The organism is Rhodococcus sp. GQ147 (genome assembly GCF_059759155.1).
In genome coordinates this window covers 49094-70794 of sequence record NZ_JCAXDU010000014.1, presented here as the reverse complement: position 1 = coordinate 70794, position 21701 = coordinate 49094, and the positions used below count along the sequence as shown (strand labels likewise).

Below are 21701 nucleotides of genomic sequence, written 5' to 3'. Positions count from 1 at the left end.
GGGGGCAGGCATGTGTCGAGCCGGCCCTGCCACGCGGTAGCCTTCTGACCATGACCAACGGTGATTCCGCAACTGCTGTCGAGCTTCCGTTCGGCACCGTCGCCACAGCGATGGTGACCCCGTTCACTGCCGATGGCAAGCTCGACGTGGATGCGGGCGTGAGTCTGGCGAACTACCTCGTCGACGGTGGCTGTGACGCACTGGTTCTCGCCGGTACGACCGGCGAATCGCCCACGACGACCGAGAACGAGAAGATGGAGCTGATGCGGGCCGTGCTCGCATCCGTCGGCGACCGCGCCAAGATCATCGCCGGGGCCGGCAGCAACGACACCGCCCACAGCGTCGAGCTCGCCCGCGACGCCGCGCGAGCCGGTGCACACGGCCTGCTCGTGGTGACCCCGTACTACTCGCGGCCCCCGCAGGCCGGCCTCTACGCCCACTTCGTCGCGGTGGCCGACGCGACCGATCTGCCGGTCATGCTCTACGACATCCCACCTCGATCCGTCGTGCCGATCGAGACCGACACACTGCGTCTGCTCGCCGAGCACCCCCGGATCGTCGCGGTGAAGGACGCCAAGGGCGATCTGAACGCGGGCGCCGAGCTGATCGGTACCACCGACCTGAAGTTCTACTCGGGCGACGACCCCCTGAACCTGCCGTGGCTGTCCGTCGGCGCCGTCGGATTCGTCAGCGTCATCGGCCATCTCGTGCCCGGTCGCCTGCGCGAACTGCACACCGCTTTCGAAGCCGGCGATCTCGAACTCGCCCGCCGCATCAATCTGTCGATGGTGCCCATCTATCGCGCCGTCGCTCGGCTGGGCGGCGTGAGCGCCTCGAAGGCCGGCCTGCGGCTGCTCGGCATCGACGTGGGAGAGCCTCGTCTGCCGCAGGTCGCCCCGGTGACCGCACAGATCGACGCTCTCGCGGCGGATCTCCAGGCTGCGGGGGTGCTGTGATGAGCCGCCCCGCACGCGGCCGGGGCCGCGCCACCCGCAACGCCGGTCCGCCCGCCCGCGTTCCGCGGCGTGTCGCGCAGAACTCGGCGAACCCCCAGCGTCCGGACGCCCGCATCGTCGATCCCACCGAGCGATTGGGTCTGCCGCCGAAGGCTCCTCGCGACGGTCTGCGGGTCGTCGCGCTCGGCGGTATCGGCGAGATCGGCCGCAACATGACGGTCTTCGAGCACCAGGGCCGGCTGCTCGTCGTCGACTGCGGGGTGCTCTTTCCCGAGGACCAGCAGCCGGGCGTCGACCTGATCCTGCCCGACTTCCGGTACATCGAGGACCGGATGGACGACGTCGAGGCGATCGTCCTCACCCACGGCCACGAGGACCACATCGGTGCCGTGCCGTTCCTGCTGCGCCTGCGCCCCGACATCCCGGTCGTCGGGTCCAAGTTCACCCTGGCGCTCGTCGCGGCGAAGTGCCGCGAACACCGCCAGCGTCCCAACCTCGTCGAGGTCGTCGAGGGGCAGACCACCTCGCACGGTCCGTTCGAGTGCGAGTACTTCGCGGTCAACCACTCCATCCCGGACGCGATCGCCGTCGCGATCCGCACCGCTGCGGGCATCGTGCTGCACACCGGCGACATCAAGCTCGACCAGCTGCCGCTCGACAACCGTCTCACCGACCTCGCGGGCTTCTCCCGCCTCGGCGACGAGGGTGTCGACCTGTTCCTCGTCGACTCGACGAACGCCGAGGTCCCCGGCTTCGTCACACCGGAGCGCGAGATCGGCGGAGTGCTCGACACCGTCATCGGCAAGGCCGCCAACCGGGTGATCGTCGCGTCCTTCGCGAGCCACGTGCACCGCATCCAGCAGATCGTCGACGTCGCCGAGCGCTACAACCGGCGTGTGGCGTTCGTCGGCCGGTCGATGGTCCGCAACATGCAGATCGCGCAGGATCTGGGCTACCTGAACGTGCCCGACGGCCTCGAGGTCGACATCGATACCGCCGCGAGCCTGCCCGACGACCGGGTCGTGCTGGTCTCCACCGGTTCGCAGGGCGAACCGCTCTCGGCGCTGTCCCGGATGGCGCGCGGCGAGCACCGGCAGATCAACATCCGGGCCGACGACCTCGTCGTCCTCGCGTCGTCGCTGATCCCTGGCAACGAGAACTCCGTGTTCGCGGTCGTCAACGGCCTGGCCAAGCGCGGCGCGAAGGTCGTCACCCAGCAGAACGCGAAGGTGCACGTCTCCGGTCACGCGTCGGCCGGCGAGCTGCTGTATCTCTACAACGCGGTGCGACCCACCAACGCGATGCCCGTCCATGGCGAGTGGCGCCACCTGCGGGCGAACGCCGCACTGGCCGAGGCCACGGGTGTTCCCCGCGAGCGGATCGTGCTCGCGGAGGACGGTGTGGTCGTCGACATGGTCGACGGACTCGCGGAAATCGTCGGGCGCGTCCCGGTCGGTCACGTCTACGTCGACGGCCTGTCGGTAGGCGACGTGGGCGAGTCCACGCTGTCCGATCGTCTCGTCCTCGGCGAGGGTGGTTTCATCTCCATCTCAGTCGCGGTCGACGCCGCGACCGGCCGTGCGGTGAGCACCCCGGAGGTCTCCGGTCGCGGTTTCTCCGACGACCCGGACGCACTCGACGAGGCGGCGCAGCTCGTCGACAAGGCGCTCAACGAACTCGCTGCCGAAGGGGTCACGGAGACCCATCGCATCGCCCAGGGCATCCGCCGGGTCGTCGGCCGCTGGGTCGCCGAGACCTATCGTCGTCGCCCGATGATCGTGCCCACGGTGATCCCGGTCTCCTGATTTCGGTCCGCGCGGGCCCGCCGAACACGCGGGCTCGCGCGATGGGCGAGGGCAGGAGTGATCGCTAGAGTGGCGGAATGAGCCTCGCCCGAAGCGAACGACATGCCCTCGTCCGCACCATGTCCGAGGTCGGACCCGACGCGCCGACGCTCTGCGGCGACTGGACGGTCCGGGATCTCGCCGCGCACCTGCTCGTCCGCGAGCGCCGCGTGGACGCGATGCCCGGCATCGTCGTCCCGGCCCTGGCCGATCACACGGAGAAGGTGCGACGCTCCGCCACCGACCGACAGTGGGCACACGTGCTCGCCGACGTCGATTCCGGCCCGCCGAAGTGGTCGCCGATGTTCCTGTTCGACGCCGTCGCCAACGCGGCGGAGATGTTCGTGCACCATGAGGACGTGCGCCGCGCGCAGCCCGGATGGGAGCCGCGGACGCTGTCGGCGGACGATCAGGACCAGCTTTGGCGCATCGCGCGGATGATCGGACGCAACAGCTACGGCGGATGCGACGTCACGGTGATCTTCGAGAGGTCCGGTTCCGGCGAGCGGGTCGCCCTGCGCAAGCGCGGTCCGCGCACCGTCGTGCTGCGCGGCGAACCGTCCGAACTCGTGCTGCACGCCTTCGGCCGCGACCAGGTGCGGCTCGAGATCGAGGGCGACGAGTCGGCGGTCTCCGAACTGGCGGGATCGAAACGCGGCCTGTGAGCGCTCGCCCGGACGGCGTGTGACCAGTGCCGCCGACCGGTACCCGTGTTGCTGATGGTTCATGAGAGGTCCGTGCGGCTACCCTGGCGGATATGGCAGGAAAGTCGTCGGGCAGCCGCGGAACGTCGTCTACGACCTCTCGGTCGCGGACGGGGGCGCGGGGCTCGGGCGGCAGCACCTCCCGTGCTCGCAGCGCGGGTGCCTCCACCTCGAAGACCAGATCGACCGCGAAGACGAAGGCGTCCGGATCGACCCGGTCCACCCCTGCGCGCAAGCCGCGCGCCGCGGCCTCGACCGCGAACCGTCGCAGCGGCGGCACCGCACGTCGCGCTCCGGCCGCGAGTCGACGCCCCGCGCCCGCTCGTCCCCGGCGCAGTTCCGGGGGGATCCTCACCGCCGTGGGCCGCACCGTCGGCGCCGGTTGGATGATGACGGCCCGCGCTGTCGGAGCCACGACCCGCACGATGGGTCGCGCCACCGAGATCGAGTCCGGACACCGTCGCGACGGCATCGCGCTCGGATTGATCTCCATCGGTGTGATCATCGCCGGCACGGTGTGGTTCGGCGTCGGCGGCCCGGTGGGGGAGTGGGTCGAGACGGCCGTCCGCGCCATAACCGGTGGTGCGAGCGCGGTCCTTCCGCTCGTCGCGGTCGGCATCGCGGTGACGCTCATGCGCACCGAACCGCATCCCGAGATCCGTCCCCGGCTCGTCGTCGGCGGACTGCTCGTCGGTCTCCCCGCACTGGGCCTGTGGCACGTCGCCTCCGGTTCACCCACCGACGCGGAGGGCCGCTCGGAAGGGGCCGGTTTCGTCGGTGCCGCCGTGGGCGGCCCGCTCACTTCCGGGCTCACCGTCTGGCTGTCCGTGCCGCTGATGCTCCTCGCGGCGGGCTTCGGGATCCTGCTGCTCACCGGCACCACGGTGCGGGAGCTGCCCGAACTGTTCCGCGACTACTTCGGCCTCGGCTACCGCGCCGACGACGAGTACGGCTACTACGACGACGATTACGGCTACGACGAGCCGCCGATGTTCGACGCCGACGGCTACCCGATCGACGAGCCGCCCGCCCCCAAGCGGTCCCGCCGCCGGCGTACCCCGGTGGAGAACTACCCGCCTGACGAGTTCGACGGCGACGCGAAGACCGAGGTGCTCCCGCTGTGGGACGACCGCGCATCCGAACCCGAGGCGCCCGCCTCACCGCCGGCCACACTGGAGGTGCCCTCGGTCGCCGAGACCCCGGCCGCAGCGCCGGCCCCGGCTCCCGCCCGCAAGAAGCCGAAGGCCGCCCCGGTACCCGAGGTCGTCGACCAGACCTCCGAGCCGGAACCGGCCGAGACGTTCGTGCGCGACCGCGAGGTCGACGGCGACTACACGCTGCCCTCACTGGAGCTGCTCACCAAGGGCGACCCGCCCAAGACGCGGTCGGCCGCGAACGACCAGATGATCGAGGCGATCACCGAGGTCCTCGAACAGTTCAAGATCGACGCCGCGGTCACCGGCTTCACCCGTGGCCCGACCGTCACCCGCTACGAGGTCGAACTCGGCCCCGGCGTCAAAGTCGAGAAGATCACCGCGCTCGCCCGCAACATCGCGTATGCGGTTGCGACCGACAACGTCCGGTTGCTCGCACCGATCCCGGGTAAGTCCGCCGTCGGCATCGAAGTCCCCAACACCGACCGCGAACTCGTGCGGCTGTCGGACGTGCTCGCAGCACCGTCGACCCGCCGCGACCATCACCCCCTCGTCATCGGTCTCGGCAAGGACATCGAGGGCGACTTCGTCTCCGCCAACCTCGCGAAGATGCCGCACCTGCTGGTCGCCGGTTCGACCGGTTCCGGTAAGTCGAGCTTCGTCAACTCGATGCTCGTGTCGCTGCTCATCCGCGCGACGCCCGACGAGGTGCGGATGATCCTCATCGACCCCAAGATGGTCGAGCTGACGCCCTACGAGGGCATCCCGCACCTGATCACGCCGATCATCACGCAGCCGAAGAAGGCCGCGGCGGCACTGGCCTGGCTCGTCGAGGAGATGGAGCAGCGCTACCAGGACATGCAGGCCAACCGCGTGCGCCACATCGACGACTTCAACACGAAGGTGAAATCGGGGGAGATCACCGCACCGCTCGGTAGCGAGCGCGTGTACCGGCCGTATCCGTACATCCTCGCCATCGTCGACGAGCTCGCCGACCTGATGATGACGGCCCCACGCGACGTCGAGGACGCGATCGTCCGCATCACTCAGAAGGCCCGCGCCGCCGGCATCCACCTCGTGCTCGCCACCCAGCGACCCTCGGTGGACGTCGTCACGGGTCTCATCAAGACGAACGTGCCCTCGCGACTCGCGTTCGCGACGAGTTCGCTCACCGACTCGCGTGTCATCCTCGACCAGCCCGGTGCCGAGAAGCTCATCGGTATGGGCGACGGACTGTTCCTGCCGATGGGTGCGGGCAAGCCGATCCGCCTGCAGGGTGCGTTCATCACCGACGAGGAGATTGCAGGGGTCGTCGACTTCGCCAAGAACCAGGCCGAACCCGAGTACAACGAGGGCGTCACCGCCCCGAAGGCCGGCGACAAGAAGGACGTCGACCCCGACATCGGCGACGACCTCGACGTCTTCCTGCAGGCCGTCGAACTCGTCGTCACGAGCCAGTTCGGTTCGACGTCGATGCTGCAGCGCAAGCTCCGCGTCGGCTTCGCCAAGGCCGGTCGCCTGATGGACCTGATGGAGACCCGAGGCGTGGTCGGGCCGAGCGAGGGCAGCAAGGCCCGCGAGGTGCTGGTCAAACCCGAGGAACTCGACGGCCTGCTGTACTCGATCCGTGGCGGCGGGGATCCGGTGGAAGTGCCTGCCGCAGAGCAGTGAGACATGCCCGTTCGACCGGCCGTCCCTGTTGCCTTCCGGCGGGAAGTGACGATGTGTGGCACAATCGTGGGAGCTGTGGAGGGGAGTATCCCCAGATCCGCGGCGGTCTCGTCAACACGTTCGGCACCGATGCCGTCCCGGGGCCGTCGGTCCGGCGATAGTCCGGGCGGGAGAGACCTCCGGCAGGTACACATACCTACCGGAAGGCCTATGTGCCCATGCACGTAAACCTGACTACCTGGTTGATCACGATCGCCGTCATCATCGGGTTGTTCATCTTCGACTTCTTCGCCCACGTCCGCAAGCCGCACGCGCCCACACTGCGCGAATCCGGTTTCTGGTCGGCCGTCTTCGTCGCCATCGCGATCCTCTTCGGCGTGATCGTCTTCGCGGTCTGGGGACCGACCTACGGCGGTGAGTACTTCGCCGGCTACATCACCGAGAAGGCGCTGTCGGTCGACAACCTCTTCGTGTTCGTCATCATCATGGCCACCTTCGCGGTGCCCCGTGAGTACCAGCAGAAGGTCCTCACCATCGGCATCGTGCTGGCGCTGGTCATGCGCGGAGCCTTCATCGCGGTCGGTGCCGCGGCGATCAACGCCTACAGTTGGGTGTTCTACCTGTTCGGCTTCTTCCTCATCTACACGGCGGTCAAGCTCATCCGCGACCACGGTGAGGACCCGCAGGCCATCTCGGAGAACCGGATGGTCAAGCTGGCCCGGAAGTTCCTGCCGGTGCACGACGAGTACGACGGCGACCGCCTCGTCACCCGCATCGACGGCAAGAAGTTCGTCACGCCGATGCTGCTCGCGCTCGTCGCGATCGGCTTCACCGACATCCTCTTCGCGCTCGACTCGATCCCCGCGATCTACGGTCTGACCAACGAGCCGTACCTGGTGTTCACTGCGAACGCCTTCGCGCTGATGGGCCTGCGCCAGCTGTTCTTCCTCATCGGCGGTCTGCTCGAGCGGTTGGTCTACCTGTCCTACGGACTGTCGATCATCCTCGCGTTCATCGGCGTGAAGCTGGTGCTCCACGCCCTGCATGAGAACACGCTCGGCTGGATCAACGGCGGCGAGCACGTCGCCGTCCCGGAGATCTCCACCGGCGTGTCCCTGATCGTGATCGTCGGAGTGCTGGCCGTGACGACGGTGGCCAGCCTGCTCAAGACGCGCGGTGAGAAGGAATCCGTCAGGAGTTGAACACGCCCATCACCGGGTTCCACCCGGTGATGCGCACGGCATCGACGAGGTCGCGCTGCGCGAACGGGTCCTGGGCCATCAGTTCGCGCGCCGCGGCCTCGTCGGCCACGTCGACGAGGATGAGCGCACCCGAACCGTCGGTCCACGGGCCGGTCGCCCGCACGATGCCCTGTTCGACGAGATCGCCGAGCCATGCTCGGTGCTTCGGGCGGTGCTCGTCGCGCGCCGAGGCGGTCGCATCCGAATAGGTGTACTCGACGGCGAACAGGGCCATGCGGGCCTCGCTTTCGTGGGTCTCGATCAGAGGGTGAGGAGCATCCGGGTGTTCCCGAGCGTGTTCGGTTTCACGTAGCTCAGGTCCAGGAACTCCGCGACGCCCGTATCGTACGACCGGCACATCTCCGCATAGACCTCGGCCGTCACCGGAGTCCCCTGGATCTCCGTGAAACCGTGCCGCGCAAAGAACTCCACCTCGAAGGTGAGCACGAACAGTCGTTCCAGCTCGAGCTCGCGGGCGACCTCGATGAGGCGCTCGACGATCAGGTGACCTGCGCCGTGGCCCTTGACGGACGGGTCGACGGCCACGGTGCGCACCTCGCCGAGATCCGACCACAGCACGTGCAGGGCCCCGCACCCGACGACCCGACCCCCGAGTTCGGCCACCCAGAACTCCTGGACGGCCTCGTACAGGGTCACCAGATTCTTCTCGAGCAAAATCCTGCCCGCATAGATGTCGATGAGCCGCTTGATCTCGGGCACGTCGGAGGTTCGGGCGCGCCGTACGACCATTCGATCGTTCGAGTCGTGGTTCGTCGGCGGTGTCGTCATGCGGTGAACAGTAGCGCGTGCGGCTACCGATATTGTGGGGCACATGAGCACGCCCCGCCAGCATGTCACCGCGTCGGGCGGGAGCGGCGCCGCACCGGGACCGCACGCCGGGAGCCCGCACGATCCGGTGCCGTTGTGGAACATCGCCAACATCTTGACGGTGGGTCGGATCGCGTTGGTACCGGTCTTCCTGGTGCTGCTCTTCGTCGGCGACGGGCACGACATCGGGTGGAGGCTCGCGGCGACCGGAGTCTTCGCGATCGCCGCCATCACCGACCGGATCGACGGTCAACTCGCGCGAAAGCACGGTCTCGTCACCGATTTCGGCAAACTCGCCGATCCTATCGCCGACAAGGCCCTCATCGGTGCCGCGCTGGTCGGGCTGTCGATGCTCGGTGACCTGTCGTGGTGGGTCACCGGGATCATCGCTGCTCGGGAGCTGGGGATCACCGCCCTGCGGTTCGCCGTGCTCCGGCACGCCGTGATCCCGGCGAGTCGCGGTGGCAAGCTCAAGACGCTGGTGCAGACGCTCGCCATCGGTGTCTACCTGCTGCCGCTGCCCGAATCGGTAGCGCCGGTGGCGATCGGCCTGATGATCCTGGCGGTCGCCCTGACGGTGGTGACGGGACTCGACTACGTGGTCCAGGCGATCCGGCTGCGTACCGGGGTGCGCCGGAGCGAGAGCGAGACCGCCCGTGCGGAGGACGTCCCGAGGGTGGACGTCGCGGGGGAGGGCGCCGCGGGGGAGGGCGCCGCTGCCCAGGACATGCCGGGCGACGGCCGCACGGTGGGTGAGGACGCCCGGTAACCACGGGGCGGGACGTGCGGGATCCGGCTCGGTGCGGTCGACACCGCTGTGTCGGGACTACTCGGGCGTCTGCAACCGCCGTCGGCGTTGTAATGTCTGGACACCGCGGTATCGAGGTCCGATCGATCTGCGGGAACCTCGCAGCGTCGTCGTGCGTTGACGAGGTGTCGGCACGACGGACGAAGGAGGATGGGATGGCGCTGTTGTTGCGTGAGGCACTCGGTGACAGCCTTCGGCGCACCCGTGTTTCGCAGAGCCGCACCCTGCGCGAAGTCTCCAGCAGCGCCCGGGTCAGCCTCGGCTATCTCTCGGAGATCGAGCGCGGCAGGAAGGAGGCCTCGAGCGAACTGCTCGCGGCCATCTGCGATGCACTGGAGGTCCCGCTGTCCGACGTGCTGTTCGATGTGAGCGGTCTGCTGGCGGACGGCCTCGACCGTCGCACGGACATGGAGACCACCGCAGCCGACACGGCACCGGCCGAGCGGTCCGACGACGGCGCCACCGCCGAGCCCGGGTTGCTCGCGCAGGAGCCGCGCATGGTGATCCCTGCACCCGCCGCACAGGCGCTGGCAGCCGCCTAACATGGATCACGAACCGTGCCGGTCTCGCCGGATACGGTCGTAAGCGACATCGAGCCGGGGCGTGGTGCGTGCACGGACCCGGCCGGGGCAGGTGGGTCGTCGGGGGTAGCAGCGGACCGGCGATCTTCGAACCGGGGCGCGAGGGCCGCGTACCGGGTCGCGTTCGGCGCGGCGTACCAGATGGAGGCAGGATCACACCCATGGCTAATCCTTTCGTCAAGGGCTGGAAGTACCTGATGGCGCTTTTCAACTCGAAGATCGATGAGAAGGCCGATCCGAAGGTCCAGATTCAGCAGGCGATCGAGGACGCGCAGCGTCAGCATCAGGCACTCTCGCAGCAGGCGGCCTCCGTTATCGGTAACCAGCGTCAGCTCGAGATGAAGCTCAACCGTCAGCTGGACGAGGTGGAGAAGCTCAACGCGAGTGCCCGCCAGGCCGTCATGATGGCCGACCAGGCCACGGCGGCGGGCGACACCGAGAAGGCGATCCAGTACACGAACGCGGCCGAGGCCTTCGCGGCACAGCTCGTCACCGCCGAGCAGTCCGTCGAGGACCTCAAGGTGCTGCACGACCAGTCGCTCCAGGCCGCCGCGCAGGCCAAGAAGGCTGTCGAGCAGAACGCCATGGCGCTGCAGCAGAAGGTCGCAGAGCGCACGAAGCTGCTCAGCCAGCTCGAGCAGGCCAAGATGCAGGAGCGCGTGAGCGAGTCGCTGCGTTCGATGGATTCGACCCTCGCAGCTCCGGGCACCACTCCGAGCCTCGATGCCGTCCGCGAGAAGATCGAGCGTCGCTACGCCAACGCTCTCGGTTCGGCCGAGCTCGCCCAGAACTCGGTGCAGGGCCGCATGCTCGAGGTTCAGCAGGCCACCGTCCAGATGGCCGGTCACAGCCGACTCGAGCAGATCCGGGCGTCGATGAAGGGCGAGGCGCTTCCGGGCACCCCCGCCAACCCTGCCGTCGACACGCGCAAAGAGCCCCCGAACGCTGCCGGTACCACCGGCCGCTGATCCGCACGCCTCGGAACTGATCCGCCGTGAACGTCTCCGGAGACGACCGGACCGGGAACATCCCCGGTTCGGTCGTCTCTGCGTTCCGCGATGCCACCGGCAACGCGATGGAGGCCGCGCGCCGCTGGCGCGATCCCGCCGCCCGCTTGCGGCGTAAGAAGCGTCGCGCGCGTCGGCGTGCCAGTTTCTTCGGTGCCGGCTCGGGCACCACGGCGATCGGCACCGCGACCCTGGCCGTCGCGTCGGCTCCTGAATGGACGCTCGTCGCGGCCGGGGGAGCGACGGCGGCTCTCGCAGTGCCTGCCGTCCTCGCCGTCCGTACCTTCCGTCGCCTCGATGCGGTGCCGCTGCCCCCACCGCCGCCGCGCCGCCGGTCGCTGCCACCGGCCGGTTCGGTCGCCCGCGCCCCGATGGAACGCCTCGCGGCGAACGAGGAGAGCCTGCGGCGCCTGCTCGGTGTGCTCGTGCGGTCGAACTCCGTGGCCCCCGACGACCTCACCGAGATCGACGACGCGGCCCGCGCAGCCGCATCCGCACTCGATGCCGTCGTCGAGGACGTCGTTGCCCTCGAATCCGCCGCGCAGGGCAGTGCGGCCGCCAAGACCCATCTGTCCGCGGCCATCGTCGACGCGGGCGAGCGTCTCGGGACGGGTGTCGACCAGTTCGAGGAACTCGTCGCCGCCGCAGCACGCCTCGCCGCGACCGCCGAGGGTAACCGGTCGCTGGCGATGCTCGACCAGCGACGCGCCGAACTGATCGCCACGTCCGACAAACTCGAGAGCTGGGCGCAGTCCTGGCGCGAGTTGGGGCAGATCGAGCAGCGTTACCACCCCTGAGGGGTGGAACACCCCCATCATCGATACCGCGAGCCGAACACGTCGGTCGTCGACACCTCTCAGTCGTCGACACCGCGAGCGGCGAGGGCCTCGCCCATCGCCTCCGCGGTGCGGAGGGCTCCCACCACCACCGGAACCACCAGCGCCCGCAACGAGAATCCGAGACCGCGCGCCTTGCGTGCCTCGGTCACGCGGGTGACCACGGTGCCGATCAGCGGGATCGCGCGGACGGTCATCACCAGCACGAGTCCCACCCGGTCGGGATCGACCCCGACGCGCGCGAGGGGACGGGCCGCCCGCACGATCGCGTCGAGCATGTCGGTGGTCCGCGTCGTGAGGGTCACCAGGGCGGCCAGGGCGACCGCCACGAGCAGCGACCCGCAGATCACCACCGCCCGTTCCCACCCCGCCACGAGCACCTGGAACGCTGCAATGATCGCCAGCATCCACACCAGCGGCCGCAGCTGCACAACCGCCAGACGCGGAGGTATGCGCGCGGCCGCATACGCGAGCACGGCCAAGGCCAGGGCGGGAAGCACCTGCCAGGGTTGCCGGATCCACAGGGTCAGCGCAAGGATCAGTGCTGCGACCGCGAGCAGCTTCGCTCCCGCCGGAAGCCGGTGCAGGACGGAGCGTCCGGGATGGTAGAGGCCGAACGTGTTCACCCGATCAGATTCCGGTAGAACGCGAGCGCGGACGCCGGTTCGTCGTCGGCGACGACCCGCCCCGAGTCGACCACCAGCACACGATCGAAGTCCACGAGGAGTTTGAGATTGTGGGTCACCGCGATCACCTGCTGCGGAAGGCTCGCGAAGGTGCGCGCGATGAGCTTCGTATTGCGCAGGTCGAGCAGGGTCGTCGGTTCGTCCGCGACGAGCACCGCCGGGTCGGTCACCATGATCGCGGCGAGCGCGAGCAACTGCTTCTGGCCGCCCGACAGCAGGTGGCTGGGGTGGTCGTGATGCCCCGCGAGCCCGAAGTCGGCGAGGACCTGCCCTACCCGGGCTTCGCGTTCCTCTTTGCCGAGTCCGCTGCGTCGCAGCGAGAAGGCGACGTCCTCGGCGACCGTCGGCATGACGATCTGATGGTCCGGGTCGGTGAAGACGAATCCGACCTTCTTGCGGACCTCCCGGCCCTTGCGCGCCGTGTCGAGGCCGTCGACGGTCACCGAGCCGGACGACGGGACGAGCAGGCCGTTGATCATGCGCGCCATCGTCGACTTGCCGCTGCCGTTCGCTCCGACGATGCCGACGCGTCGTTCGGTGAGGACCACGTCGACCCCGTCGAGGACGGTGCGGTCGCCGTAGGCGTGCCGCACCTCCCGGAATCGGATCTCGCTCATCGACGGTCGGACGGCGTCAGTGCGCAGGATCCGCAGCGGGGCGGTGCGCGATGCGCGGTGCCGCCAGTGCGGGATAGGCGCGATGCACTTGGGCGGCGACCGCTGCGGCGACGACCGCCTTGGCCAGATCGCCCGGCAGGAAGGTGACGTTGGCCGCGGCGGCGGCCCACACCGTGAGATCCGTGCGCAGGACCATGCCTGCGATACCGAAGGCGTAGAGGACGACGATGCCACCGAGGACGTTGACGGCCACACCGGGCAACGTGCGGTATCGCGGCAGCATCTTCATGCTCAGCCAGCCGATCACGGCGACGGCAGGGATCCAGCCGATGAGGAAGCCCACCGTGGGACCTGCCAGCGAGGTGAGGGTCGTGCGCCCGCCGGCGAGTACGGGCAGCGCCAGCCCCAGCACGATCACGGTGAGCACCGACAGGACACCTTTGCGTGCGCCGAGCAGTGCACCCGCGAGCATCACGCCCAAGGTCTGCAGCGTGATGGGCACGCCGGACGATCCGATACTGATCTGACCGGGCAGTCCCAGGGCGATGATCAGGGCGGCGAAGACGGCGATCTGCGCGAGGTCGCGCGCGGGGATACGGGGGGACGAGGACACGGTTACTCAGCCTTCTGGTATGGACGGCGAACCCGTAGAGCCTAAGCCGTACCGGCGTGCCGCGGGTCACCGACCCGTCTCCGGGTGCCCGTGGGCCACACCGGGGTGCGCCTCCGGGTGTCCCCTGATCTTTCCCTGATATCTGCGCTGACCTGCTGTTTTTCATTGCTCGAGCTGTCAGGATCGAGGCGTACCGAGCAAACGGAGTCCGACTCGGAAGAGGTCGGCATCGAGGGTGGGAGTACCCAATGTTCTGGAAGATCGTAGGAATCGTCGCGGTGGTGTGGGTCGGTCTCGCCGTCCTCGGCGCCCTGCTCGACAACCTGTTCGGCTTTCTCGTACTCGGCGCCGTGATCTTCGGCGGATACCTGCTGTACAAGGCAGTATCGGGAGGTGACAAGCACGACCTGACACGTCTGTAGACGAAGGGGGCAGCTGTGGAGGCGGTACCGGAGAACTGGCAACGCGGACTCGTCGTCGTCGCCCACCCGGACGACATCGAATACGGCGCGGCGGCGGCGATCGCGCGGTGGACCCGACAGGGCAAGGAGATTTCCTACGTTCTGGCCACCAGTGGCGAGGCGGGCATCGCCGGTCTGTCGCCCGAGAAGAGCGGGCCGGTGCGGGAATCGGAGCAGCGCGAGTCCGCGCGGATCGTCGGAGTGGATACCGTCGAGTTCCTCGGGCACCCGGATGGTCGACTCGTCCCGAGTCTCGATCTCCGTCGCGACATCGCTTCCGCCATCCGACGTCATCGTCCTGAGATGGTGGTCACGCTCGCGTTCGGGCTGTCGCCCCGGCCGGGCTGGGTCAACAGTGCCGACCATCGGGCGCTCGGGATCAGCGTCCTCGACGCCGTCTCCGATGCCGCGAACGAATGGATCTTCCCGGAACTCACCGAACGCGGTCTGGAACCGTGGCACGGCGTGCGATGGGCTGCCGTGTGTCCGGGTTCGCCTCCGACCCACGCGGTGGACGTGACCGATACGGTCGAACTGGCAGTCGAGTCCCTCGCGGCGCACCGTCTGTACCTGCAGGCTCTCGACGACAGGCCGGTGGAGGCACAAGCGCGCGAACAGGTGGAGCGCGCATCGGCGCCGCTGCCGGGATTCGCTGCCGAGCGCGCCTCCGGGTTCGAGTTGTACACCTTCGCGGGATAGGAAGCGTCCCGCCGTCGGTGGCCTGTGGCAGGCTGTGCGCGTGCGAGTGGCGGTGGTGGCCGGGCCCGATGCGGGTCATGCGATTCCGGCGATCGCGTTGTCGCTGCGGCTCGCGGATGCCGGGCACGACGCGGTCGTCCTCACGGGCGAACGATGGCTCGGCCTCGAGCTGCCCGGTGTGACGTTCGCTGAGTTGAAGGGGCTGGCGCCCCGGCTCGGGGACGACGACGGCGACGCGGGGGCGAAGATCCACGCCCGCGCCGCCCATATCGCGAGCGAGATGCTCCCGGATCTCGGGGCCCTGCTACCCGACCTCGTCGTGGCGGACGTGCTCACCGCCGGCGGAGGGATGGCCGCCGAGCGCCTGGGGATCCCGTGGGTCGAGCTCTCGCCGCACCCGTTGTACCTGCCGTCGCGCGGGCTCCCGCCGATCGGCAGCGGTCTCGATGTGGGCAGGGGCGTGCGGGGCCGGTTGAGGGATGCCGCGTTGCGAGCGATGACCGCGAGATCGCTGCGGCAGGGGGAGCGCGAGCGTTCTGCCGCACGCGTCGGGATCGGTCTGCCGGCGCGCGATCCCGGGCCCCGGCCCCGGCTGATCGCCACCCTGCCGGCACTCGAGGTGCCACGTCCCGACTGGCCCGGGCACGCGCACGTCGTCGGTCCGCTGCTGTGGGAACCCACCGTGGAGATCCTCGATCCGCCGCCAGGGGACGGACCTCTCGTGATGGTCGCGCCGTCGACCGCGGTCACCGGCGTGACCGGGATGGTCGAGACGGTCTGCGACGCACTCGACGGGGCCGGGATGCGGGTCGCCGCGACGATGCTCGACCCTCCGCCGCAGTCGCTCCCCAGCTGGGCCGTCTCGGGTCGCGGCAGGCAGGACGTCCTGCTCCGGCAGGCCGATGTCGTCGTGTGCGGGGGTGGGCACGGGATGCTCGCCAAGACGCTGAGTGCGGGGGTTCCGGCGGTGATCGTTCCCGGGGGCGGCGACCAGTGGGAGCTGGCGAACCGCGCCGCACGGCAGGGGAGTGCGGTGGTGGTGCGTCCGCTCGACGCGGATGCGGTCCGCTCCGCGATCGACACCGTGCTGTCGTCGCCGGACTTCGCCGCCGCGGCTCGTGCGGCCGCGGACGGTGCCGGCGACGTGGAGGATCCGGTCGCGGTGTGCGAGGCCGCAGCGGACTGACTGTCGCGCCACACCGCGCGCGACTACCGTGGTCGGGGTGCGGTTGACGGAGTTCTACGAGGTGGTCCGGGACGAGTTCGGACAGATGCACGGCGATGCCCTGCTGCGCGATCACGTGCTGCTTTCGCTCGGTGGACGGACGGCGGCCGAGGCGATCGAGGCGGGACAGGAGCCCCGGGAGGTATGGCGCGCTCTCTGCGACGAGTTCGACGTCCCACCCGTGCGGCGGTAGCCGCGGAGCCGGTCGGGGCTGTTCCCGACCGGAATCGGTGCAGGAGTAGATGCCGGAATCGATTCTCTGTCCGACCGGGATGAGACCATTCCTGGCGTACACGAAGCGACCGGATTTCGAACACGTGTTCGGCTATGCTGGGAACGCCGGGTGGGTTGTCCACAGGTGGTGATTCCATCCACAGATACGGCGTTTCCGCGGTCGCGACAGCGAACTTGTCGGTGCCGGGTTCTAACGTCGTCGACAACAAGGACGAGATTCTATTAAGGGGACCAAGATGGCAGCACAGGCTCACGACCGCGAGAAGGCGCTCGAGCTCGCCCTCGCGCAGATCGACAAGAGCTTCGGTAAGGGCTCGGTGATGCGCCTGGGCGAGGACGTCCGTCCGCCCATCGCAGTCATTCCCACCGGGTCGATCGCACTCGACGTGGCTCTCGGTATCGGCGGCCTGCCGCGCGGGCGCGTCATCGAGATCTACGGCCCGGAATCCTCGGGTAAGACGACGGTGGCCCTCCACGCGGTCGCCAACGCGCAGGCCGCCGGCGGCATCGCGGCGTTCATCGACGCCGAGCACGCCCTCGATCCGGACTACGCGCGCAAGCTCGGTGTCGACACCGACGCCCTGCTCGTGTCCCAACCCGACACCGGTGAGCAGGCCCTCGAGATCGCCGACATGCTCATCCGCTCGGGTGCGCTCGACATCATCGTCATCGACTCGGTCGCGGCGCTCGTGCCCCGCGCCGAGATCGAGGGCGAGATGGGCGACAGTCACGTCGGTCTCCAGGCCCGCCTGATGAGCCAGGCACTGCGCAAGATGACCGGTGCGCTCAACAACTCCGGCACCACCGCGATCTTCATCAACCAGCTGCGCGAGAAGATCGGCGTGATGTTCGGCTCGCCCGAGACCACCACGGGCGGTAAGGCGCTGAAGTTCTACGCCTCCGTGCGTCTGGACGTGCGCCGGATCGAGACGCTCAAGGACGGGGGCGACGCGGTGGGCAACCGCACCCGCGTGAAGGTCGTCAAGAACAAGGTCTCGCCTCCGTTCAAGCAGGCCGAGTTCGACATCCTGTACGGCCAGGGCATCTCGAAGGAGGGCTCGCTCATCGACATGGGTGTCGAGCAGGGCTTCATCCGCAAGTCCGGCTCCTGGTACACCTACGAGGGCGACCAGCTGGGGCAGGGCAAGGAGAACGCCCGCAAGTTCCTGCTCGAGAACACCGATGTGCGCGACGAGATCGAGAAGAAGATCAAGGAGAAGCTCGGCATCGGTGCCGTTCTCACCGATCCGAGTGATGTCGAGGAGCCGGTCGACTTCTAGTCACCGCCCACGGCCCCACGGGGGCACGGACGCACGTCGTCCGTGCCCCCGTGGCGTATCCGCACGCGGCCGCGCTGTCGGTGCGTCCGGCTACTGTGCGCGTCATGGACGACTCCGAGGAACGACGCCCCGACGCCCGGCGCGAACGACGCGGACGGCGGCGCTCGGCTCGCACCGAGCAGGAACTGCCCGGCGGCGGCACCGAAGCGCAGGCCAAGGACGTCTGTCTCCGTCTGCTGACCGATCGGGCACGCAGCCGATCCGAGCTCGCGACGAAGCTCGAGCAGAAGGGGTTCGCGTCCGACGTCGCCGAACGTGCCCTCGACCGTCTCACCGAGGTCGGGTTGATCGACGACGCGGATTTCGCCAACCAGTGGGCACGTTCACGGCATCTGCACGCGGGGAAGGGTAAGCGCGCGATCGCACTCGAACTGCGCCGCAAGGGAATCGACGCCGACGACGCGGCGGCTGCCCTCGAGCAGATCGACACCGCCGACGAACGGGAACGGGCGGTCGAACTGGTCCGCAAGAAGCTCCGCACCCAGCCGCCGCTGCCCACCGAAGGGGATCGGCGCGAGATCGCGGCCGAACGCGACAAGTTGGTGCGGCGGCTGGTCGGGATGCTGGCCCGGCGCGGCTACGCGCAGGGGATGGCGTTCGATGTCGTGCGGGAAGAACTCGCGACGTTCGGTGCCGACGCGAGCGACCTCCCGCACGACTGAGCCCGACTGCGAAACGCCTGGGCTCGACTGCGAACTTCGCAACCGCAGTGCTGCTGTTACTTGCGGCCCTCGCCGCTCAGGTCCAGGCCCGGCACCGACATCGTGGGCATCGTCTGCGGCTCTTCGGCCGCCACGGCACCCTTCTTCCGCTTCCCGGATCGCAGACGCTTCTCGAGCCAGATCGCGAACTGTGTCAGCGCACTGTTGAGGATGATCATGATCGCCGCGACCACCAGCAGCGACGGCAGGTAGTTCTGGAAGAACGCGCCGAGCTGCTGGCCGGAACGCACCACTTCGACATAGCCGATGAGGTAGCCGAGCGCGGAGTCCTTGAGCGCGATCACCATCTGCGACACGATCGCCGGGAGCATGACCGTCACGGCCTGCGGCAGCAGGATCAGTCGCATGAGCTGGTTCTTCCGCATGCCGATCGCGTAGGCGGCCTCGCTCTGACCACGCGGAAGCGATCGGATGCCCGCGCGCACGATCTCGGCGATGACCGAGCCGTTGTACAGGGTCAGGCCGGTGATGACCGCCGCGAGCGCGAGATATCCGGACTTGAAGACGCGGTACTCGGCGAACACCTGGTAGGCGAAGATCATCAGGATCAGCACCGGGACGGCGCGGAACAACTCGACGATCGTGCCGGCGATCCAGCGGACCCACCGGTGGTCGGACAGACGCGCGATACCCAGGACCGTGCCGAGCACGAGTGCCAGCACGATCGACGCGACGGCCGCGATGATCGTGCCGCGGATGCCGGGCAGCAGATAGGTGGTCCAGCTGGACGATTCGACGAACGGCTCCCACTTGGCGGCCGTCAGCTGTCCGTTGGCGTCGAGCGCGCGGTAGACGATCCAGCCGACCAGGACGAGGAGCGCGACCACGACCACCGACAGGATCCGGTAGAGCGCCTTGGCGCGGGGCCCGGGTGCGTCGTAGAGAACGGTTCCGTGTGCACTCATCGGGCGACCTCGTATCGCTTGCTGAGCCGGCCGAAGAGCAGGCCGGTGGGAAGGGTGAGGATGACGAATCCGAGCGCGAAGATGCCACCGACGACGAAGATGGCCGCTTCGTTCTCGATCATCGTCTTCATCAGCAGCGAGGCCTCGGACACGCCGATGACGGAGGCGATCGTCGAGTTCTTGGTCAACGCGATGAGCACCGAACCGAGCGGGGCGATGACCGCGCGGAAAGCCTGGGGGAGGACGATCAGGCGCAGATTCTGGCTGAAGGTCAGACCCAGCGAGCGGCCGGCCTCCGACTGTCCGAGCGAGACCGTGTTGATGCCCGAGCGGAGCGACTCGCACACGAAGGCCGCCGTGTAGACGCTCAGGCCGAGCACAGCGAGCCGGAAGTTGTTGTCCACCAGGAAGGTCGGCGACGACTCGGAGGCCAGCTTGATGCCGAGCGTCTGGGACAGACCGAACAGGCAAAAGATGATGATGAGGGTCAGCGGGGTGTTCCGGAAGATCGTCACGTAGGCGGCGCCGACGGCACGCGCCACCGGGATGGGGGACACGCGCATCGCGGCGAGGATCGTTCCGAGGATCAGTGCACCGATCGCCGAGATGACGGTCAACTGGATCGTGGTCCAGAACGCGTCGAGTAGCTGGCTGCTGTACTTGCTCAACAGATCCACAGGTCACTCCGGGATCGAGGGGACGGGTGGGAGTCCGGAACGGTCCGGCCGGTCCGTGGGATTACGGACCGGCCGCACCGCCGGACGTGACGGGTGGTACCCGTACTCGGTGACGATCGACACTCAGTAGCGATCGACGCTCGGCTGCTCCGGGAGCTCGTAGCCCGAGGCGCCGACCGTCTCCTGGAATGCGGCCTCCCACGCACCGCTGGCGATCATCTCCTCGATCGCGTCGTTGATCGCATTGCGCGACTCGTCGTCGCCCTTGGCGAGACCGATGCCGTAGCGCTCGGTGGTGAACGGCTCACCGACGACCTTGAAGTCGCCCGGGCTCTGCGCGGCGTAGCCGGCGAGGATGATGTCGTCGGTGGTCACCGCGTCGACCGCGCCGTTGCGCAGCGCCTCGACACACAGCGAGTAGGTGTCGAACTCCTGGAGCTGGACGTCCTGCGCGTAGTTGTCCTTCACGTTCTGGGCCGGGGTCGAACCCGCCACCGAGCACAGGCGCTTGCCGCCGTTGAGCGAGTCGGGTCCGGTGATCTCGGTGTCGTCCGCGCGCACGAGGAGCGACTGGCCCGCAATGAAGTACGGGCCGGCGAAGTCCACCTTCTCCTTGCGGGAATCGGTGATCGAGTAGGTCGCGACGATGTAGTCGACCTCACCGTTCTGGATGAGGGTCTCGCGCTGGGCGGACGGAGCTTCCTTGAATTCGATGTTCTCCTCGGACACACCGAGCTGACCGGCGACATACTTGGCGACCTCGACGTCGAACCCGCTGAACGAACCGTCCGGGTTGCGCAGGCCCAGGCCCGGCTGGTCGAACTTGATACCGACCGTCAGGGTGCCGTTGTCCGCGGACTGCGAGACACTGCGCGTCTCGTCGCCACCGCACGCCGTGGCGACCACTGCCACGGCGACGGCGCCGATGCCCAGGCGGATGGAGCGGGACAATTTCATCGAATACCTCCGGTGCGGTTCGGAACTACGTCCGACGGACCGGGTGGCCCGTCGGTGCGGGAATCAGGTCAGTGACTGAGGATCTTGCCGAGGAAGTCCTTGGCGCGATCGGATTTCGGTGCGGTGAAGAAGGTCTCGGGATCGGTGTCCTCGACGATGCGACCGTCGGCCATGAACAGAACGCGGTCGCCGGCCTTGCGGGCGAATCCCATCTCGTGGGTGACCACGACCATCGTCATGCCCTCTTTCGCGAGGGAGGTCATCACGTCGAGGACCTCCTGGACCATCTCGGGGTCGAGGGCGGAGGTGGGCTCGTCGAACAGCATGACCTTGGGATTCATCGCGAGCGCGCGTGCGATCGCCACGCGCTGCTGCTGGCCGCCCGACAGCTGCGCCGGGTACTTGTCGGCCTGATTGGCGATCCCGACCCGGTCGAGCAGCTGCATCGCCGACTCGCGGACCTTGTCCTTCTTGATCCTGCGCACCTTGAGGGGGCCGAGCATGACGTTCTCGAGGATCGTCTTGTGGGCGAAGAGGTTGAACGATTGGAACACCATGCCGACGTCCGAACGAAGGCGGGCGAGTGCCTTGCCCTCCTCCGGCAGCAGGGTGCCGTCGACGTGGATCTCTCCCGAATCGATCGGTTCGAGCCGGTTGATGGTGCGGCAGAGGGTCGATTTGCCCGAACCCGATGGGCCGACGACGATGACGACCTGTCCTCGCGGAATCTCGAGGTTGATGTCCTGCAGTACGTGCAGGGATCCGAAATGCTTGTTCACCCCGTTCATGGAGATCATGGACGAGCTGGTGTCCGACTTCTCGGACGGACGATCCGTTCCGGCGGCCGCTGATGTCATATCTGCAGACCCTATGCCGTCCGACGCCCGAGACTTCGCATTTCGGGACACCTTCGGTGCACGCGTCACGGGATTTTT

At 68.3% G+C, this 21701-nt stretch carries 24 protein-coding genes; 15 read left to right on the top strand and 9 right to left on the bottom strand.

Translation table 11 applies throughout. The features are described 5' to 3' along the window. Nucleotides 1-50: 50 nt before the first annotated feature. The 5 genes from dapA to AC6CID_RS16635 all read left to right on the top strand — a co-directional run bounded on the left by dapA (nt 51) and on the right by AC6CID_RS16635 (nt 7531). Nucleotides 51-956, top strand: a complete 906-nt coding sequence (gene dapA / locus AC6CID_RS16655; RefSeq protein ID WP_006551247.1) for a 4-hydroxy-tetrahydrodipicolinate synthase — start codon at nt 51-53, stop codon at nt 954-956. Further along, nucleotides 956-2761 carry a ribonuclease J gene (locus AC6CID_RS16650; RefSeq protein ID WP_019289160.1) on the top strand — a complete coding sequence of 602 codons (1806 nt, stop codon included), beginning with the start codon at nt 956-958 and terminating at the stop codon, nt 2759-2761. Before dapA ends, AC6CID_RS16650 begins: the two co-directional genes overlap by 1 nt. Nucleotides 2762-2838: 77 nt before the next feature. Continuing rightward, a complete protein-coding gene (locus AC6CID_RS16645; protein WP_033096529.1) occupies nt 2839-3465 on the top strand; it encodes a TIGR03085 family metal-binding protein in 627 nt (208 codons plus the stop codon). A gap of 92 nt (nt 3466-3557) precedes the next feature. Continuing rightward, complete coding sequence (locus tag AC6CID_RS16640; RefSeq protein WP_498354211.1) at nt 3558-6329, top strand: DNA translocase FtsK; 2772 nt, start codon at nt 3558-3560, stop codon at nt 6327-6329. A 218-nt stretch (nt 6330-6547) separates the two neighbouring features. Continuing rightward, nucleotides 6548-7531, top strand: coding sequence for a TerC family protein (locus tag AC6CID_RS16635; RefSeq protein ID WP_006551278.1), 984 nt, complete (start codon nt 6548-6550; stop codon nt 7529-7531). Here AC6CID_RS16635 and AC6CID_RS16630 read toward each other — a convergent pair. Then, nucleotides 7521-7805 carry a YciI family protein gene (locus AC6CID_RS16630; RefSeq protein ID WP_033096530.1) on the bottom strand — a complete coding sequence of 95 codons (285 nt, stop codon included), beginning with the start codon at nt 7803-7805 and terminating at the stop codon, nt 7521-7523. The genes AC6CID_RS16635 and AC6CID_RS16630 overlap by 11 nt on opposite strands. Before the next feature lie 26 nt (nt 7806-7831). After that, nucleotides 7832-8359: an amino-acid N-acetyltransferase gene (locus AC6CID_RS16625; RefSeq protein WP_228045020.1), complete on the bottom strand. Its 528-nt coding sequence runs from the start codon at nt 8357-8359 to the stop codon at nt 7832-7834. 43 nt (nt 8360-8402) lie between these two features. Between AC6CID_RS16625 and pgsA the strand changes: the two genes are divergently transcribed. From pgsA to pspM, 4 genes are all read left to right on the top strand, one after another. After that, complete coding sequence (pgsA, locus tag AC6CID_RS16620; RefSeq protein ID WP_072740498.1) at nt 8403-9167, top strand: CDP-diacylglycerol--glycerol-3-phosphate 3-phosphatidyltransferase; 765 nt, start codon at nt 8403-8405, stop codon at nt 9165-9167. Between the two features lie 194 nt (nt 9168-9361). Further along, complete coding sequence (locus AC6CID_RS16615; protein WP_006551282.1) at nt 9362-9748, top strand: helix-turn-helix domain-containing protein; 387 nt, start codon at nt 9362-9364, stop codon at nt 9746-9748. Between the two features lie 200 nt (nt 9749-9948). After that, nucleotides 9949-10755 carry a phage shock protein PspA gene (gene pspA, locus AC6CID_RS16610; protein ID WP_006551283.1) on the top strand — a complete coding sequence of 269 codons (807 nt, stop codon included), beginning with the start codon at nt 9949-9951 and terminating at the stop codon, nt 10753-10755. A gap of 26 nt (nt 10756-10781) precedes the next feature. Next, entirely contained in the window at nt 10782-11591 is an 810-nt protein-coding gene (pspM, locus tag AC6CID_RS16605) for a phage shock envelope stress response protein PspM (protein WP_006551284.1), read from the top strand. Between the two features lie 59 nt (nt 11592-11650). Here pspM and AC6CID_RS16600 read toward each other — a convergent pair whose 3' ends face one another. The 3 genes from AC6CID_RS16600 to AC6CID_RS16590 are packed head-to-tail and all read right to left on the bottom strand — an operon-like array spanning nt 11651 to nt 13546. After that, nucleotides 11651-12256, bottom strand: a complete 606-nt coding sequence (locus AC6CID_RS16600; RefSeq protein ID WP_019289168.1) for a CbiQ family ECF transporter T component — start codon at nt 12254-12256, stop codon at nt 11651-11653. Next, a complete protein-coding gene (locus tag AC6CID_RS16595; RefSeq protein ID WP_498354210.1) occupies nt 12253-12933 on the bottom strand; it encodes an energy-coupling factor ABC transporter ATP-binding protein in 681 nt (226 codons plus the stop codon). The genes AC6CID_RS16600 and AC6CID_RS16595 overlap by 4 nt, the downstream gene beginning before the upstream one ends. Nucleotides 12934-12949: 16 nt before the next feature. Further along, on the bottom strand, nt 12950-13546 hold the full coding sequence (locus AC6CID_RS16590; protein ID WP_006551286.1) for a biotin transporter BioY: 597 nt from the start codon (nt 13544-13546) through the stop codon (nt 12950-12952). 248 nt (nt 13547-13794) lie between these two features. Here AC6CID_RS16590 and AC6CID_RS16585 point away from each other — a divergent pair, with 248 nt between their 5' ends. From AC6CID_RS16585 to recX, 6 genes are all read left to right on the top strand, one after another. Next, nucleotides 13795-13968, top strand: a complete 174-nt coding sequence (locus AC6CID_RS16585) for a hypothetical protein (protein WP_006551287.1) — start codon at nt 13795-13797, stop codon at nt 13966-13968. 15 nt (nt 13969-13983) lie between these two features. Continuing rightward, entirely contained in the window at nt 13984-14706 is a 723-nt protein-coding gene (locus tag AC6CID_RS16580; RefSeq protein ID WP_033096535.1) for a PIG-L deacetylase family protein, read from the top strand. Between the two features lie 40 nt (nt 14707-14746). Next, nucleotides 14747-15892, top strand: a complete 1146-nt coding sequence (locus tag AC6CID_RS16575; protein ID WP_211269808.1) for a glycosyltransferase — start codon at nt 14747-14749, stop codon at nt 15890-15892. 37 nt (nt 15893-15929) lie between these two features. Continuing rightward, nucleotides 15930-16124: a DUF3046 domain-containing protein gene (locus tag AC6CID_RS16570; protein WP_006551291.1), complete on the top strand. Its 195-nt coding sequence runs from the start codon at nt 15930-15932 to the stop codon at nt 16122-16124. Between the two features lie 277 nt (nt 16125-16401). Further along, nucleotides 16402-17445 carry a recombinase RecA gene (gene recA / locus AC6CID_RS16565; protein WP_006551292.1) on the top strand — a complete coding sequence of 348 codons (1044 nt, stop codon included), beginning with the start codon at nt 16402-16404 and terminating at the stop codon, nt 17443-17445. A 104-nt stretch (nt 17446-17549) separates the two neighbouring features. Next, complete coding sequence (gene recX, locus AC6CID_RS16560) at nt 17550-18167, top strand: recombination regulator RecX (protein WP_033096537.1); 618 nt, start codon at nt 17550-17552, stop codon at nt 18165-18167. 56 nt (nt 18168-18223) lie between these two features. On the opposite strand, the gene AC6CID_RS16555 is transcribed toward recX, so the two are convergent. The 4 genes from AC6CID_RS16555 to AC6CID_RS16540 form a co-directional block, all read right to left on the bottom strand. Further along, nucleotides 18224-19132, bottom strand: a complete 909-nt coding sequence (locus tag AC6CID_RS16555; RefSeq protein WP_006551295.1) for an amino acid ABC transporter permease — start codon at nt 19130-19132, stop codon at nt 18224-18226. Continuing rightward, nucleotides 19129-19809, bottom strand: coding sequence for an amino acid ABC transporter permease (locus AC6CID_RS16550; RefSeq protein ID WP_006551296.1), 681 nt, complete (start codon nt 19807-19809; stop codon nt 19129-19131). Before AC6CID_RS16550 ends, AC6CID_RS16555 begins: the two co-directional genes overlap by 4 nt. Nucleotides 19810-19932: 123 nt before the next feature. Continuing rightward, the gene (locus AC6CID_RS16545; protein WP_064060786.1) at nt 19933-20766 is read right to left on the bottom strand and encodes a glutamate ABC transporter substrate-binding protein; all 834 of its coding nucleotides are present in this window, start codon (nt 20764-20766) and stop codon (nt 19933-19935) included. A gap of 68 nt (nt 20767-20834) precedes the next feature. Beyond that, a complete protein-coding gene (locus tag AC6CID_RS16540) occupies nt 20835-21563 on the bottom strand; it encodes an amino acid ABC transporter ATP-binding protein (protein WP_006551298.1) in 729 nt (242 codons plus the stop codon). Nucleotides 21564-21701: the final 138 nt, after the last annotated feature.

Excerpts from the sequence above, each read along its gene's own strand:
- dapA (WP_006551247.1), top strand. The coding sequence starts at position 51 with ATGACCAACGGTGATTCCGCAACTGCTGTCGAGCTTCCGTTCGGCACC.
- AC6CID_RS16650 (WP_019289160.1), top strand. The coding sequence starts at position 956 with ATGAGCCGCCCCGCACGCGGCCGGGGCCGCGCCACCCGCAACGCCGGT.
- AC6CID_RS16645 (WP_033096529.1), top strand. The coding sequence starts at position 2,839 with ATGAGCCTCGCCCGAAGCGAACGACATGCCCTCGTCCGCACCATGTCC.
- AC6CID_RS16640 (WP_498354211.1), top strand. The coding sequence starts at position 3,558 with ATGGCAGGAAAGTCGTCGGGCAGCCGCGGAACGTCGTCTACGACCTCT.
- AC6CID_RS16635 (WP_006551278.1), top strand. The coding sequence starts at position 6,548 with ATGCACGTAAACCTGACTACCTGGTTGATCACGATCGCCGTCATCATC.
- AC6CID_RS16630 (WP_033096530.1), bottom strand. The coding sequence starts at position 7,805 with ATGGCCCTGTTCGCCGTCGAGTACACCTATTCGGATGCGACCGCCTCG.
- AC6CID_RS16625 (WP_228045020.1), bottom strand. The coding sequence starts at position 8,359 with ATGACGACACCGCCGACGAACCACGACTCGAACGATCGAATGGTCGTA.
- pgsA (WP_072740498.1), top strand. The coding sequence starts at position 8,403 with ATGAGCACGCCCCGCCAGCATGTCACCGCGTCGGGCGGGAGCGGCGCC.
- AC6CID_RS16615 (WP_006551282.1), top strand. The coding sequence starts at position 9,362 with ATGGCGCTGTTGTTGCGTGAGGCACTCGGTGACAGCCTTCGGCGCACC.
- pspA (WP_006551283.1), top strand. The coding sequence starts at position 9,949 with ATGGCTAATCCTTTCGTCAAGGGCTGGAAGTACCTGATGGCGCTTTTC.
- AC6CID_RS16595 (WP_498354210.1), bottom strand. The coding sequence starts at position 12,933 with ATGAGCGAGATCCGATTCCGGGAGGTGCGGCACGCCTACGGCGACCGC.
- AC6CID_RS16585 (WP_006551287.1), top strand. The coding sequence starts at position 13,795 with ATGTTCTGGAAGATCGTAGGAATCGTCGCGGTGGTGTGGGTCGGTCTC.
- recA (WP_006551292.1), top strand. The coding sequence starts at position 16,402 with ATGGCAGCACAGGCTCACGACCGCGAGAAGGCGCTCGAGCTCGCCCTC.
- recX (WP_033096537.1), top strand. The coding sequence starts at position 17,550 with ATGGACGACTCCGAGGAACGACGCCCCGACGCCCGGCGCGAACGACGC.
- AC6CID_RS16555 (WP_006551295.1), bottom strand. The coding sequence starts at position 19,132 with ATGAGTGCACACGGAACCGTTCTCTACGACGCACCCGGGCCCCGCGCC.
- AC6CID_RS16545 (WP_064060786.1), bottom strand. The coding sequence starts at position 20,766 with ATGAAATTGTCCCGCTCCATCCGCCTGGGCATCGGCGCCGTCGCCGTG.
- AC6CID_RS16540 (WP_006551298.1), bottom strand. The coding sequence starts at position 21,563 with ATGATCTCCATGAACGGGGTGAACAAGCATTTCGGATCCCTGCACGTA.